The 15,053-nt window shown below is 73.2% G+C and carries 8 protein-coding genes; all 8 read right to left on the reverse strand.

Translation table 11 applies throughout. The annotated features are described in order from the left end of the window. Positions 1-114: 114 nt before the first annotated feature. Genes ACN4JJ_RS14140 through ACN4JJ_RS14175 form a run of 8 tightly spaced genes read right to left on the reverse strand, consistent with a single transcriptional unit; the run spans position 115 to position 14,977 of the window. Positions 115-777 (reverse strand): FHA domain-containing protein, encoded by a 663-nt coding sequence (locus ACN4JJ_RS14140; protein WP_440710526.1) that lies wholly within the window; start codon positions 775-777, stop codon positions 115-117. A gap of 2 nt (positions 778-779) precedes the next feature. Beyond that, positions 780-3,287 carry a transglutaminaseTgpA domain-containing protein gene (locus ACN4JJ_RS14145; protein WP_440710527.1) on the reverse strand — a complete coding sequence of 836 codons (2,508 nt, stop codon included), beginning with the start codon at positions 3,285-3,287 and terminating at the stop codon, positions 780-782. Further along, positions 3,287-4,507, reverse strand: coding sequence for a DUF58 domain-containing protein (locus ACN4JJ_RS14150; RefSeq protein WP_440710528.1), 1,221 nt, complete (start codon positions 4,505-4,507; stop codon positions 3,287-3,289). The genes ACN4JJ_RS14145 and ACN4JJ_RS14150 overlap by 1 nt, the downstream gene beginning before the upstream one ends. Further along, positions 4,504-5,502: an AAA family ATPase gene (locus tag ACN4JJ_RS14155; RefSeq protein ID WP_440710529.1), complete on the reverse strand. Its 999-nt coding sequence runs from the start codon at positions 5,500-5,502 to the stop codon at positions 4,504-4,506. The genes ACN4JJ_RS14150 and ACN4JJ_RS14155 overlap by 4 nt, the downstream gene beginning before the upstream one ends. A 14-nt stretch (positions 5,503-5,516) precedes the next feature. Further along, positions 5,517-11,624 (reverse strand): Ig-like domain-containing protein, encoded by a 6,108-nt coding sequence (locus tag ACN4JJ_RS14160; protein WP_440710530.1) that lies wholly within the window; start codon positions 11,622-11,624, stop codon positions 5,517-5,519. After that, a complete protein-coding gene (locus tag ACN4JJ_RS14165) occupies positions 11,621-13,039 on the reverse strand; it encodes a serine/threonine-protein kinase (RefSeq protein ID WP_440710531.1) in 1,419 nt (472 codons plus the stop codon). The genes ACN4JJ_RS14160 and ACN4JJ_RS14165 overlap by 4 nt, the downstream gene beginning before the upstream one ends. An 8-nt stretch (positions 13,040-13,047) precedes the next feature. Continuing rightward, a complete protein-coding gene (locus ACN4JJ_RS14170) occupies positions 13,048-13,872 on the reverse strand; it encodes a PP2C family protein-serine/threonine phosphatase (RefSeq protein ID WP_440710532.1) in 825 nt (274 codons plus the stop codon). 31 nt (positions 13,873-13,903) lie between these two features. After that, the gene (locus tag ACN4JJ_RS14175; RefSeq protein ID WP_440710533.1) at positions 13,904-14,977 is read right to left on the reverse strand and encodes an FHA domain-containing protein; all 1,074 of its coding nucleotides are present in this window, start codon (positions 14,975-14,977) and stop codon (positions 13,904-13,906) included. Positions 14,978-15,053: the final 76 nt, after the last annotated feature.

Consider the following 15,053-nt stretch of genomic DNA (forward strand, 5'->3'; position numbering starts at 1 on the left):
GCGGAAACGACGAAAAACATCTGCCCGAAACACAACCTTTACGAAATCGGTGATGTTTACGAAGCTGCACCTACGATTTCGTCGGTCGGTCGGTCGGTCGATCGCCCGCCGCGCTCAGTGCAGGTCGAAGTGCTGGTCGCCGAGACCGACCCGGCTGCCGCGGGGCACCCGTGTGCGCGCGCCGGGAACCAGCTCCACGGGGGCGGCGGTGCCCGGTTCGAGCCGGGTGCCGTTGGAGGAGCCCCGGTCGGCGATCCAGAAGCCCTCGTCGTCGACGCCGAACTCCAGGTGCGTCTTCGACACGCTCCGGGCGGGGTCGACGATCTGCACCAGGTACTCCGGCTGCTCACCCGGCCCCGCGACCGGGTTACGGCCGACGAGGCCTCCGCCGGAGACACGGATGCTCTCGCCGGTGCTGAACACGAGGCTGTAGAGCGCGCTGGAGCGCGGTCGCCGCGACTCGGCGGCCGCGGCGTGCGCGGGGCCGTCGGGGCGCGGGAGGGAGGTGGCGGGAGGCGAGTCGGGTGCCGCCGCGTGCGCCGCATGCGACGCCTGTGCCGCGTGCGCCGGGGCTGCACCCGGTACCGAGCGAGGCGGGTCGGCCGGCGAGGTCGGGGAGGCCGGCCGCTGCTCTGCGGCGATCGCCGCCAGCAGGGCACGGCGGTCGTGGTGCGCGGTGTCGCCGAGGGTCGGTCGCGGCGCGATGGCCGACGTTCCGCACTCGCCGCAGAGCAGCGCTCCCGCGCTCAGGGTCGTGCCGCAGGTTCTGCACTTCACCGCTATGACCGCCTCTTCCTGTCCCTGCCATGATACGGGCGCAGGGATCGGGTCGACACCCGGGAGCGCAGCCGCGCGAGGCGGTCTTGCCCCGCCCGCAGCTCGCGGCGGCGCTGGTCGGAGGCGGCCCAGAGCGCGCGCAGTTCGGCCTCGTCGGGCTCGACGGGCGAGTACAACGCCCCGTCGACACGGGCCGCGAGGGCCACGGATCCGGCAGCCTCCGGGTGCCCGGCCCCGCCTGCCCGCCCGGCGGCATCCGGATGCCCGGCCTCCTGCGATCGGCCGGCCGCGTCGAGCAGGCGGCCGGCCTCGCGCCGGGTCGCGTTCGCCGGGAGCGGCAGCGCGGCGTCGCGCGCGGCGTCCAGCAGCTCGGCCCAGCTGCCGGCGGCGCGGCTGCGAGCCGGGCCGCGACTGCGCCGGTGACGGCGGCGCCGGGCCTTCATCGCGATCACGGTGAGGAAGGGCGACAGCAGCACAGCCAGGCCGGCGAGCACGAGACCCACGATTCCGGCGATCCGGAGGGCGGTGGCGAGCAGCTCGTCGGAGGCGGGAGGCACGTCGTCGTCTTGCTGCAGGGGCACGGCCTCCGCCGGGTCGTCGAGGTCGCCGGAGGGCGGCGGCACCACCTCGGGCGGCTGCACCGCGGTGCGGGTGTCGTTCAGGGCGCTCTCCGGGATCGGGCGCAGCTCGGGCACCGGGTCCAGGGCCACCCAGCCGTCCTCGGCCGTGTAGACCTCCAGCCAGGCCGTGGCGTCCTGCCCGCGCACGGCGACCGCGCCCGGATCGGCCTCCGCCCCCGGCCCGGTCGGGGCCGGGACCACCGAGGGATCGGCCACGCCCTCGGCGGTGGCCGGCACCACGAAGCCGAGCGCCACCCGCGACGGGAACCCGGCCGCGCGCGCCAGCAGGGCCGCGGCCGCGGCGTACTGCTCGGCGTCGCCGACCATCGGAGTGGCCGTGAGCAACTCCTGCAGGCGATCGGTGCCGTGGCCCGAGCGGCTGAACACCTCGCCCTCGAGACCACTGCTGCGGTACCCGGAGCGCAGGCCGCTGAGCAGGCCCTGCAGGCGGGCACCCGGGCTGAGCGAATCCGGCGCCCACTCGGCCAGCCGGGTGCTGAGCGCGTCGGGGAGCACCCCGGCCGAGTCGCCCGAGGTCACCGGGGACGGATCGGCCCCGCGGCCGTCGCCCGCCGACACCTCGCCGGGCGTGAGGGCCGCGACATCGGTGGGCACGGCATCCGGCACCGCACGGAGCTCGTACGCATCGCCCTCGGTCAGTCCCGCGGTGGTGGCCGCGGTCTGCAGGCCGGCGCTGTAATAGAGCGAATCCTGAAGCGTCGCCGCATCCGGCCCGCCGAAATCGATGGCCAGTGGATCGCCGGTGGTCGGCACCCAGACGCCGTCGTAGCGGCCGACGGTGACGCGCGCCGAGACGGTGTCGGTGTCGGTGTCGGTCGAGCCGCCGCCCGATGCCCGTGCGGAGCTCAGGGCACCCGGCACCCGGGTGAACAGCGACTGCGCCGTCGTTCCACCGCCGACCCCGAACACCACGCCGTCGTAGTCGTCCATCCGCGCCACGGCGATCCGGCTGCCGGTGGCCAGACCACTCACCGTGAGCAGCACCGAGTCGGCCAGCGGGGACTTCACGTACGCCCGGAATCCTGCGAGCGGGCTCGCCGAGCGGCTGCTGTCGAAGGGCTGCTCGACGGCGTCGCGCAGCACGGTGCGCTCGCCCGGAGGCACCGCCGTGGCCACGCCGACCGAGGCCAGCACCGCCAGCGCGGTCACCACCGACGCCGCGACCACCGTGCGCACCCGGCCGGGACCGGCGCCCCGAGCCGACACCCGCGCGGCGCTGCGACTCGCGGCTGCGGCCGCCGCCCGGCCGGCACCGGATGCACGCTCGGCACCGGATGCGGAGCCACCTCCGGGTGCGAAGCGCGCGCAGATCGCGAGCCACGCCACCAGCAGCACCGTGAACACTCCGCCGATCACGATCGGAGCGAACGCCGTCCCGCCCCCGAAGGCGATCCCCGACACCAGCACGGCCACCGGGAACAGCGCGGCGAGGGCCGGCCGCCGGGTGCGCGTGGCGACGGTCGTACCGAGCACGGAGGAGACGAGGAGCAGCACGAAGGCCGGCACCAGCAGCGCCTGGAACGAGCCCACCGGCAGTTCGATCGTGAGCAGCTGACGCCAGCCCGTGGCGGTGGTGACCACCAGATCGGCCAGACCGCCGGTCGTCGGCAGCACCCCGGCGAACGCCTTCGCCGGCACGGCGAGCGGAACACCGAGCAGCAGCCAGGCGGCGAGCAGGGCTCCGGCCAGCACCGGAGCCGGCCACGACCAGCGCGCTCCGGCGCCGCCGACGATCGTACCGACGGCGACGGTCACCCCGGCCATCAGCAGGAACGACGCCGATCCGTAGACCGGCCACCAGGCGCCGGCGGCCGTGAAGAGGAGCGCGGCCATGAATACCGCGGAGACGGCGATGCGGCGCGCGGACATCACGTTCCCACCGCCCTGACGAGCGTGCGCACGAGGTCGTCGAGGTAGCCGATCCGGCTGATCCGCAGCGCGTCGATCCGCACCAGGGCCGACTCGCCCTCGGGTTCGGCCAGCACGGCGATCACCTCGACGCCGGCCGGGAAGTGCGCGGCCGCCGCCCGCAGCTGCCGGGCCGTCACGGCCGATCCGCAGGCCAGGAAGACCACCGAGGCGTCGGGTGCGGCGTCGCCGACCGCTCGGGCCAGGGCGGGGAGGCGGGGCGCGGAGCCCGATTCCCGCACCAGGCTGAGGTCGTCGAGCAGCTCGCGCGGGGCGCGGCTGCGCAACAGGCCTTCCGCGCGGGGTCCGCGGGCACGCGCGCTCCCGGCCCGCCGTCCCGAGTCGTGCGAGCCCGCGTACACCGACACCGACATGCCGGAGCGGATCGCGCTGACGCCGATCGAGGCCGTCACACTCACCGAGAGCTCGAACTCGTCGTCGGAGGCGTAGTCGGCGGCGGCGAGCGACTGCATCACGATCAGGTGGCTGCGCCGGGTCTGCTCGAACTGGCGCACCAGGAAGTCGCCGGTCTTCGCGGTGCTCTTCCAGTGGATGTGGCGCCGGTCGTCGCCCGGCAGGTAGCCGCGCAGCGCGTGGAAGGACATGTCGCTGTCGGTGAGGTCGGCGGTGGGGATGCCCTCGAGATCGCGTAGCAGGCCCGTGCTGCGCAGTTCCAGCGGCACGGAATGCGGGTGCACGAAGAGTTCCGCCGCATCCGAGCGCACCGACTCGCGGCGGGCGAGTCCGATCGGATCCCGCCGCAACACGGTCACCGGCCCCAGCCGGATGACGCCGCGGCGTTCGGTGGGAACGGCGATCACGACCTGCCGGGTCTCCCCCGGCGCGACCGGCGGGAGCACGATGTGCTCGACCCGCTCCCCCACCGCGAGCTCGGCCGCACGGGCCGGGAGCCGCCGGGCGGTGTCGTTGTGCACCTGCACCGCGACGGTCGCCGAGGCGCCGGCCACCACGAAGCCCTCGAGCACCTCGATGCCGATCCGGCCCGACGCGCGGCCGAACAGGAACAGCGCCGAGACCACGGCCAGCACAGCGCAGGCAGCGCCGATCACCAGGAGCTCGAGCCAGCCGAAGGCGATCCCGAACCCGATGCCCAGCACCGCGAGTGCCACCACGATCCAGCCGCCGGCCGAGACGGCGACGGCGCGCCGTTCGCCCGTCATGCGGCGGAGACGTCCCCGGGCGGCGGGACGTCGAGCAGGATCTGCGAGATCACGCCGAGCGGTGTGACCCCGTCGAACTCCGCCTCGGGGTCGAGCACGAGGCGGTGCGCGAGCACGGGGCCGGCGAGGGACTTCACGTCGTCGGGCACCACGTAGTGCCGCGCGTCGGAGGCCGCGTAGGTCTTCGCGGCCCGGATGAGCGCGAGCGCGGCGCGCACGCTCGCCCCGAGGCGCGTCTCAGAGGCGTCGCGGGTGGCCTGCACGAGCCGCGACACGTAGTCGTTGATCGTGGCGTCGACGTGCACGGTGCGCGCCTCGGCGGCGAGCAGCGTGATGCCCTCGGCCGTCACCACGGGGGGCAGCGGGTCGCCGTGCGCCTTCTCGGTTGCGCCCTGCAGGATGCGGAGCGTCGTCGCGTGATCGGGGTAGCCGATGCTGGTCTTGATCAGGAAGCGGTCGAGCTGCGCCTCGGGCAGGCGGTAGGTTCCGGCCTGCTCGATCGGGTTCTGGGTGGCGATCACCATGAACGGCTGACCGACCGGATGCGCGGTGCCGTCGACCGTGACCCGCCCCTCCTCCATCACCTCGAGCAGCGCTGACTGGGTCTTCGGGCTGGCCCGGTTGATCTCGTCGGCGAGCACCACGTTGGCGAACACGGGCCCGGGATGGAAGCCGAAGACGCCCGTGCGCTGGTCGTACACACTGACACCCGTGATGTCACCGGGCAGCAGGTCGGGGGTGAACTGGATGCGGCTGCTGGTGCCGCGCACGCTGTCGGCGATGGCGCGGGCGAGCGAGGTCTTGCCGGTGCCCGGAGCATCCTCGAGCAGCAGGTGGCCCTCGCTGAGCATCGCGGTGAGCGCCAGCCGGATCACATGCGACTTGCCGTGCAGGGTGCGCTCGACGTTGGCCGTGAGCCGGTCGAAGACGTCGGCGAACCGCACCGCCTGCTCGGCCGTCATGGTGCTTCTCGCCGTGATTCCCGTGTCCGTCATGGATCACCTTTCCGCTAGCCAGGGTATTCGTAGTCGTACGCGCCGATCGCGACCAGCAGCCAGGCGTCGCCCGGGGCCACCGGCGACGCCGGGGTGCACGAGGTGGCCGTGACGGTGCGGCCGGCCTCATCACGCGAGGGGGCGCCCGCCGAGGTCGATCCGCAGTAGTAGGTGGGCACCAGCGACCCGTTCGGCGGATCGTTCGTCCAGCCCCAGCTCGTGCCGTCGTACCGCGGCGCGGTCCCGAACGCGAAGGTGAGCGAGGGCTCCGGCGCCTGCACGGTCGAGGAGAACGGGCCGCACACCTCGGTGCCGCCCCACACGTTGCAGGCCTGCAGCTGGAACCGGAACGCCTCGCCGAAGGCGCCCTGGGTCACCGCGCGTGGGAAGCCGGGCACGCTCAGGGCCGTGGGCGCACCGGTCGGTGCTCCCGCTCCGTCGACGGCCTGCACGTAGTACCGCGCGTTCGAGACGGTTCCGGATGCGGGCACCGAGGTCACTTCCACGTCGACCAGCGAGCCCTGCTGCACCATCCGCAGGCCGGCCTGGAGAGCGGCCGCGTCGATGGTGCCCGGGCTCGGATAGGCGACCGCCGACACCACCCCCGAGACCGCACAGCCGGCTGCGTTGTAACCCCACACCGCGAACGGGTACGCGGTGTCGACACCCGTCAGGCCGGTGAAGGTCGCGGCGCGCGCCTCGGCTCCGAGCACCTGCTGGGCGAGCACGGCGCCGCCCACCTGGGGCAGCGAGACAGCGCCCGGGGCGGGCGCGGAGACGGTGCAGGACTGGGCGCCACCGGGAGCAGAAGCCGTGCCGGGGGCTAGCTGCTGCACGATGTAGCCGGACACGGCGTTGCCGTTGCCGCCGAACTCCGGCCAGCGCACCGTCACCGTGCCGGGGCCGGCGTCGAGGTTCGCCACCGCCGTGATCGACGGCGCGATCGGGGCCCCGTACGGGGTGCCGCCGGCCGAGGCGGAGGGCCACACGGCCAGGGCCGGGAAGGCGCCGTTCCGCGCCGTGACCGTGATCTCGGCCGAGGAGCCGTTGGCGAGCCCGCCCACCGTGGTGCTGCAGCCGCTCCCGCCGCATCCGGGGCCGGTCGCGTCGAGCGTGGCGACCGGCCGGCCGTTCGCGGCCACGTCGTACTGGCGCACCTCGGATCCCCCGGCGCCGACGGTGGCGGCGCCCCAGGTCACGGCGAGGGCTCCGTCCAGCGGCGCCACCGTGAGTGCGCTCGGAGCGGAGGGCAGCAGGTCGGACCAGACCGGCACGGAATAGCCGACCGGATCGGAGAGCCCGAGGGCGTTGCGCGCCGACACGGCGAGCGTGACCGCGTTCCCGGGACCGTTGCCCGGCGTCGCGACGACGCACCGCGTGCTCTCGCAGCGCGTCACGCCACCGGCCCCGCCGGGCGTGCGGGCACTGACCTCGAAGCCGGTGATCGGCGCGTTGTTCGCCACGCCGGGTGAGAACGAGACCGTGACGGTGCGGTCGCCGAAGGCGGTCACGGCGACGCCGCTGACCGTTCCCGGCCTGTCCTGCACCGCGATCCGCACCGTGCCCCAGGCCGCCCGTTCGGGGTCGCCGGTGCCGTCGAGCACCTGGTACTGCACCGTGAGATCCGCGGGAGCGGCATCCGGGGCCACGCTCACCTGCAGCACCCGTCTGTCGGCGCTCGGCGCGATCGCCACACCGGCCGGCAACGAGGCCGAGTCGATCCCGCGCACGGCGACCACGGTGAGTGGGATCTGCGGGAACGGGTTCGTGGCGTCGTCGTTGGCCAGCACGTCGATCGGAGTGGTGGTGCCTCGCGGAGCGACCACGGTGTCGGTCGCCGGAAGGGCGAGGGGCTTGGTGGAGGGCACCACCGTCATCTCGATCCGGCCCGCCTTGCCGGTCACCCCACCCGCGGCGACGCCGATGGAGTACGCGCCCTGAGTGCCCTTCTTCGTGCCCGGGTCGACCGTGATGGTGAGCGTGGAGCCCAGCAGCACCGCCGAGAACCCGGCCGGCCGCGGCTCGAGCACCTGATAGCTCAAGGCGCCCGACCCGGCGGAGGCCGACGTGGTGAGCTTGGCGAGGTCGATCGCCTTCTGCTGGCCCGGTTCGAACTCGATTACGGCGCCGCCGAACACCGGAGGCTGGTCGGCGCGGGGCGTGACGGTGAGGGGCAGCACCAGCGTCGCCGTGCGGGCGGTCGGGCCGTCGCCGTCGGCCACCTGGAACGAGATCGACGCCGGGCCGAAGTACTTGTCGGCGCTCGTGAACACGAGGGTGCCCGATCCGTCGACCAGGCTCGCGCCGTCGGCGTGGGTGGCCCGCACCGAATTGGTGTCGGCGATCCGCACCGGCCGGCCGCCGACCGCCACCACGTAGTCGTTCACGGCGATCCGCAGGGTCGCTCCCGACTCGACCGTGAGCTTCGGCGCGCCGGTTCGCAGCTGCGGCAGTGCGTCGTCCTGCCCCGGCACCCAGAGGAAGCCGGAGGCCCGGATGTTGGGGTCATCCGGATGCGCGACCGTGAACGGGATGACCTGCTGCCGCTCCTGCACCTGCACCCGGATGCGCCCGTCGACGACCTTGGCGACCTGCGAGTAGGCGGGCAGCACCGAGAGCCAGAGCTGACTCGCCGGGCCCTCGGCGAAGAAGACGTTCGCGAGCACGTCGACGTCGACGGCCGGCTCGTCGAGGATGTCGGTGAGCGAGAGCACCGTGTCGGAGACCTGCGGGCGCGCAAGCGGGGCGTCCTGACTCACCTCGAGGGTGGCGAAGGCCGAGCTCGTGCCGCCGCGTTCGTTCGCGATCGTGTAGATGAAGCCGTACCGGCCGGTGGCCGCCGGAGCGACGAACCGCAGCGTGTCGTCGACGACGGTGGCCGTGGCTGCGCCGCTGTCACCTCCGGCGACGGCTCCGGACGCGGCATCCGGGACGCCGGTGTCCGGGCCGTCGGCGCCTGCGACGTCCGCCGATCCGCCCACGGGTTCCACGGCGGTCACCCGCAGGGGGCTCCCGTCGGGGTCGGAGTCGTTCTGCAGCACCCGCACCGAGACGGTCTTGCCGGGCCGGACGAGAACGTCGTCGGCGGTGGCGACCGGGTTGCGGGCGCCCTCCAGGCGCGGGCTGATGCCCACCCGGATGGTGCCCGTGACGCGGGAGCCGAGTCGGTCCATCACCGTGTAGCGGAAGGTGTCGGTGCCGCTGGAGTACTCGCCCGCCTCGAAGTCGATCCAGTCGGTCCCGGTGCTGCCGACCGTGCCCTTGTCGGGCACCGAGTCGATGCCGAGGAACTGCACCGAGTCGCCGTCCGGATCGATGCCGGTGAGCGGGATCGGGATGCGCACGGTCTCCCCCGCGATCACCCGCGCGGTCACCAGCGCGGGCACCGGAGCGGCGTTCGCGGCGGGGTCGGCCTCGCGCACGCTGATGGTCACGGCGGCGGTGGCCCACTGCCCGTCGGGTGAGTCGACCCGGTACACGGCGGTGAAGTCGCCCGGTGTGCTCGGCGCGAGGTAGCGCAGGCGCGATCCGGAGGCGAAGAGCAGGCCGGAACCCTCGCCGAGGCCCTGCACGAGATCGGGATTCAGGGTGAGCGCGTCGCCGTCGGGATGCACGTCGTTGGCGAGCACGGGGATGTCGACGACATCGCCCACCCGCACCGAGGCGGTGTCGGCCACGGCGATGGGCGGCTGGTGCACCAGCGGATCCGGGATGGCGATCACGGTCACCGAACCGCGCGCTTCGGCGAGGCCGTTCGTGACGGTGTAGCCGAAGGTGACCGTGCCGGTGTCCAGCGGCCTGCTCAGGGTGACCCGGATCATCCGCTGGTCGATCACCTCGACCCGCGCACCGACCGCCTCGGCCTGCTGGTCGGCCTGGCTCACGATCAGCACGCCACCCGCCGGGTCGAAGTCGCCCGCCAGCACGTCGACCAGCACACTCGTGTTCTGCCGTGCGAAGGCCGCGTGCGGAACCGTGACCGGGCGCGTGTTCGCATCCGGCGGCGAGGTCGCGATCACCCGGATGGTGCCGGCCGCGGTGCGCACGCCGTCGGACACCGCGTAGTCGAGGATGCCGTCGCCCGCCGAGGCGGCCGTGATGCGCACGGTGCCGCCGGAGTAGTCGGGCGCGAGCGTGTAGCCGTCCTTGGACGGCACGTTGGTGAGCCGCAGTGCCGAGGAGGAGTCGGTGGAGGCCCCGCGCACGTGCTCGAGCGGGGCGGCCTCGACCTCCTGCCCCACCGAGGCGAGCACCACGAATCCCTCCGCCACGAGGGGCACCTCGTCGGCCGGATGCGTGCGCACGGTCACGGTGCCGGTGTTCGAGGCGGTGCCGTCGCTGACCGTCACCGACACCTCCTTCGACCCGGTCGACTGGCCGGAATCCGTGACGGTGACGACCCCCTCGGGCGTGTACGTGACGGTGTCGGGGGCGGGCACGCCGGCGGCGAGCACGAAGAACGCGTCCCCGTCGGGATCGAACCAGTCGGAGCGGATGTCGACGTCGGTGCGCCCGCCGAGGCCGACGTCGACCGCGCGGGAGCTGCTCTGCACCGGCGCCGAGTTCTCGGCGGGATCGCGCACCGTGACCCGCGCGGTCGCCTGCGCCCGCCCGCCCCGGCCGTCGGAGATCGTGTAGCCGAAGGCGATCTCGCCGCTCGCCGTCTCGGGCAGCGTGAGCTGCAGCTGCTGATCTTGCTGAATCGTGTCGATCGTCCAGTCGACGCCCTCGGGCAGCTGAACGGAATCGATCACCACCACATCTCCGTTGGGATCGTAGTCGTTCTGCAGCACGGGCAGTACGGTGCTACGCCCGGGCCGGGCGCCGAGGTCGTCGTCGGTGGCGACCGGCGGGCGCTGCGCCGGGTCGACCTGCACCGGCTGATCGGTGACCGCCTCGTCGGAGCTCTGGTCGGCGGTGCTGTCGGGCAGCAGCAGATCCCAGTCGTCGATCGGCGCGTTCTCGCGCACGACGTCCCAGGAGCGGCCGGAGACCGTGTCGCTCAGCAGGATGCCGCCGGTGCCGTTGGTGCGGAACACCAGATCGTCGGTGGCGACGGCGCCGGCCAGCGTTCCCACGACCGGGTCGCCGTCGCAGCGGCTCCATGAGCGGGCGTCGGACCAGGCCGCGTACCAGCATCCGTCGACCCGGGCCGGTGCCGCCGGGAGGCCCAGATGGCCGTCGTCGAGGGTCTGGCCGACACCGCTGCTCAGCGTCACGCTCAGGAGGGAGCCGGATGTGGCGATCAGCACGTCTGCGGCGGCGTCGGGTGATGCGGCCTGCAGGGCGACCTGCGGGGCACCGCCGGCGAGCGCGCCGGGATCGTCGCCGGCGTCTGCGCCGGGAGAATCGGAGGCCGGGTCGTCGGAGGCGGATCCCGCGAGCGCCTCGACCTCGACGCTGCCGTCTTGCGTGGAGAGCGTACCCGAGTCGGCGTCCAGCACCACCCAGCGGTCGCCGACGGCGGTGATCGAGACGTCGTCGTCGGCCGCGACGTCGATCGGCCAGGTCGTCGAGCCCTCGGCGCCGATCGTCGGGTCGACGGCGAACACCGATCCCGTGGCCGGCGAGACCGCATAGACGGTGCCGGACGCCGACAGCACCGTGTCGCCGTGTTCGCCGAGGGTGAGGTCGGGCGGCGCCGTGGCGTCGAACTGGGCGAGCGAGACGCTCGGCAGCATCCACACGTCACCCGAGGTGTGCGAGGTGACGACCGCGAGGGTGCCGGACAGCTGCACGTCGACATCGCCGGCGGGCAGGGCGACGGTGTCGGTCACCGCGGCCGAGGCGGTGTCGATCAGGCGCGCCTCCGAGCGCCCGAGGTCGCTCACCACCACGGTCTGGCCGTACTGGCTCACGTCCAGTGCGCCGGACTCCATCCGCAGCGCCGTGTTGAGCTCGGCGAGCGGCGGATTGGCACGGCCGACCGCCTGGTGCAGGTCGCTGCTCACCCAGACCGTCGCGTCGTCGAGCTCGACCTTCTGGGCGGTGTACCCGGTCGAGACGACGGCCGTCACCACCACCAGAGCGGCCACCACGGTACCGGCCGTGGCGGTGAGGGTACCGGCTCGCCGGGCCTTCATCCGGTTCACCGTGCGGGCGAGGAAGGGTGCGGGTGTCATTCCGCGGCCGCGCACTTCTCGGAGCTGGCCTCCCCCGACTTGCCCGAGCGCACGACCGCGACGGTGATGCAGACCGTGGCGTCGTCGGTGGGATAGGCCGCGAACTCGCGTCCGCGTTGCACCGAGCTCTCCCCTCCGGCCGTGCTGACCCGGTAGCTGTCGCCGTCGCGCAGCCCGGGGTCGTCCCAGCTGAACAGGATGCGGCCGGCACTCGTGGAAGCGCTGATCTCGCCGACCCGGGGGATCCCCGTGCCCGGTGTCAGCTGAGACAGCACCACGCCGACGGCCGCGGCGAGCGCGACCACGGCGGCCACGCCGACGAGCCAGCCGCGCCGGCGACGGGTGGCGCGGGCGACCCCCGTGCCGGTGTCACTGCGTTCCAGCGCCGAGCCCGCCGTCATCGGTGGCCGCGAGTCGCCGGATGCCGTACCGCCGGCCCGGAGCGCGGCCGTGCTCGCACGACGGCGCCGGCGAACCGCCCCGGTGGTGCTGTGCAGCACCGTGTGCTCGCCCGGGTCGCGGGCGTAGTCGGCCGCCCACTCCGCCATGGCGACTTCGGCGGCCGTGGGGGTGAAGCCCAGCTCCGTCTCCACCGCCTGCAGCTCGCGCAGCACGGCCAGTGCCGACTCCGGCCGCTGCGCCGGATTCTTCGCGAGACCGCGTTGGAGCAGCCGTTCGAGCGAGGCCGGCACGTCGTCGCGCCCGATCGGCGGCAGCTTCGCCTTGGCGATCCGCCGGGCCAGATCGCCCGGAGACGAGGTCTCGCCGGCCACCTCGAAGGGCGACCGACCGGCGAGCAGCGAGTACAGCGTGGCGCAGAGCGCCCAGACCTCGGAGGCGACCGTTCCCTGCGTCGACTCGTCGATCACCTCCGGGGCCGACCACGGGATCGACAGACCGACGGCCTGCGCGGTCGCCGCCGATCCGCGGGTCGACGACGAGATCCCGAAATCCGACAGCACGGGCGAGCCGTAGGCCGTGAGCAGGATGTTGGAGGGCTTGATGTCGCGGTGCAGGATGCCCTGGTCGTGCGCGGTCTGCAGGGCCCCGGCGATCTTCACGCCGATCCGCAGCACCTCGGGCACCGGAAGCGGCTGCCGGCGGTACCCCTGGCCGAGCGAGGAGGAGCACAGCTCCATCACGAGGTAGGGCCGCCCGTCGGAGGAGACCCCGGCCTCGTAGACGGTGAGGATCGACGGATGCGCGCTCAGGGTGGCCATCAGATCGGCCTCGACCTGGAACATCCGCCGCACCTGCTCGTTCACCACCTCGGGCAGCATCACCTTCACCGCGACCTGACGGCGCGGCATGTTCTGCTCGAACAGGAAGACGTCGGCGAACCCTCCGGAGCCGAGCACGCGCACGGCCGTGAACCCGGCCAGTGCGGGTGGAGCGGACGGAAGACGACGGGCCATCGGGTGGATCAGTCTCCGGTGCCGGACACACCCGCCGACGCGGCGGCGCCGACCTCGTCGGACTCGACGTCGACCACCACGACGGTGACGTTGTCCCGGCCGCCGTTCGCGAGGGAGGCCGCGACCAGCTCGGCGACGGCGCGCTCGGCGGTGGGCGTGGTGCTGAGGTAGTGGCGGATGCCGAAGTCGGTGAGCTCTTTCGTGAGCCCGTCGGAGCACACCAGGATGCGCTGGCCCGCGACCACGGGAAGGGTGATGTAGTCGGGCACCGGCTTCTCGTGGAAGCCGACCGCGCGGGTGATCACGTTGCTGTCGGGGTGGTGGTCGGCCTGCTCCCGGGTGATCAGGCCGGCGTCGAGGAGTTCTTGCACGACCGAGTGGTCGACGGTGAGCTGGCGCAGTACCTCGCCCTCCAGAAGGTAGACGCGCGAGTCGCCGATGTTGAAGACGAGCCAGCCGAGGTCGTCGTCGATCTCGGCGAGCGCGACACCGGTGACGGTGGTGCCCGTGCCGAGCACGGATTCGTCGCCCACCCTGTCGATGTCTTGCAGTGCGGTGGCGAGAGCCGCCTCGATGGCGCTCGCATCCGTCACCGCATCGGTGATCGCACCCAGGCGCTCCACCACGGCCGCGCTCGCGATGTCTCCGGCCGAATGCCCGCCCATGCCGTCGGCCACCACGAAGAGGGGGACGTCGGAGAGCGAGCTGTCTTCATTGCCGGCGCGCTTGTTGCCCGTATCGGTGAGCGCGGCCCACGACAGGGTGACGCGCCGCGGCTCCGCACCATCGCGGGTGACGTTCGCGCGCGCACTCGTTCGACCGATCTGGGTCACTGGACCAACTCCTGACAGCTATCCGGGAATCCTAAACGGTGGTCTCGGTGTTTTCTCGGTCTCGCGACGAGATGTGGATAACGTTTCCGTCGCCGATTTCGACGATAGCCGACCCGGTTGCCACCACCGAATCCCCTTGCCGCAGTCGCCGCGGCGCGGATCCGTCCACCGCCACCCGGGTGCCGTTCGTGGAACGCAGGTCGGTGATCACCACGGTGCGGCCCACGGGGGCGAGTTCGACGTGGTTCTGCGACACCTTTCCCTGGGGTGACTCGACGGCCAGCAGCTCGGGTGTCTGCGTGGAGTAGCCGATCCGTGGTCTCGGGTGGCGGCCGATCACGACCGGTCCGGTGAGCTCGGTGAGGGGTCCGTCTCCGAGGCGGTAGAGGTAGCGGGGCGTCGGCGGCGATTCCGGGCTCTCCCTGCCCGCCTCGGATTCGAGAGGCATCGGGGCTTCGGCCGCCGACTCGGGCTCGCCGGAGGGATCGGTGGCGGGCAGCGGGCGCGGACGGATGACCGTGTCGTCGTTGTCGTCGTCGTTGTCGTCGTCGTTCTCGGTGACGCCGTCATCGGCGAAGTGGTCGGCGGAATCGACCCAGAGCACACGGCGGGCCCGCACGACGCCGTGCTCCAGCCGCCGGGCTCCCTCGGGCAGCCGGAGTCGGGACTCGGGGACGGGAGGCGTGTCGCCCGCGGTGACCCCGATGACGGAACCGAACTCGGCGAGCGCCCAGGGCTGCGCGCCGCCCGACCCGAACCGGCGGCTTCCGCCCACCGAGAGCAGGTCGACGGCGGCGGTGCCGCGCACGACCACGGTCGCCGTCCCGGTCCCGGTCCCGGCCTCGGTCTGGGTCCGGGTCTGGGTCTGGGTCTCGGAGAACCGGATGACGGCGAAGGAGTCGACCTGCGCCGCACCCCGCAGCGGGATGCTCGACACGATCGACTCCAGCGAGGCGTCGTCGGCGCCGAGAGCGTCCCAGACCTGCTGCACCGTCTCGGCCGGCCCGTCACCGGGCATCAGCACGAGTCCCGGCCACGCTGCAAGCACCACCCAGTGCCCCGCAGCCCCGTCCTCCTCGGCGGGAACGAATCGCAGACTCCCCATTCCGCCACGCTAGCGGCCGCCCGCAGCCCGGCGCCGCATCCCGACCCCTCGGGCGCGCCCTGCCGGGGATGATGAT

Source organism: Herbiconiux dendrobii, assembly GCF_052048175.1.
In the GTDB taxonomy this organism is placed as follows: domain Bacteria; phylum Actinomycetota; class Actinomycetes; order Actinomycetales; family Microbacteriaceae; genus Herbiconiux.

Bases quoted from the DNA above. Each gene is read 5' to 3' on its own strand.
- ACN4JJ_RS14145 (WP_440710527.1), bottom strand. From the start codon at position 3,287: ATGTCCGCGCGCCGCATCGCCGTCTCCGCGGTATTCATGGCCGCGCTC.
- ACN4JJ_RS14150 (WP_440710528.1), bottom strand. From the start codon at position 4,507: ATGACGGGCGAACGGCGCGCCGTCGCCGTCTCGGCCGGCGGCTGGATC.
- ACN4JJ_RS14155 (WP_440710529.1), bottom strand. From the start codon at position 5,502: ATGACGGACACGGGAATCACGGCGAGAAGCACCATGACGGCCGAGCAG.
- ACN4JJ_RS14160 (WP_440710530.1), bottom strand. From the start codon at position 11,624: ATGACACCCGCACCCTTCCTCGCCCGCACGGTGAACCGGATGAAGGCC.
- ACN4JJ_RS14165 (WP_440710531.1), bottom strand. From the start codon at position 13,039: ATGGCCCGTCGTCTTCCGTCCGCTCCACCCGCACTGGCCGGGTTCACG.
- ACN4JJ_RS14175 (WP_440710533.1), bottom strand. From the start codon at position 14,977: ATGGGGAGTCTGCGATTCGTTCCCGCCGAGGAGGACGGGGCTGCGGGG.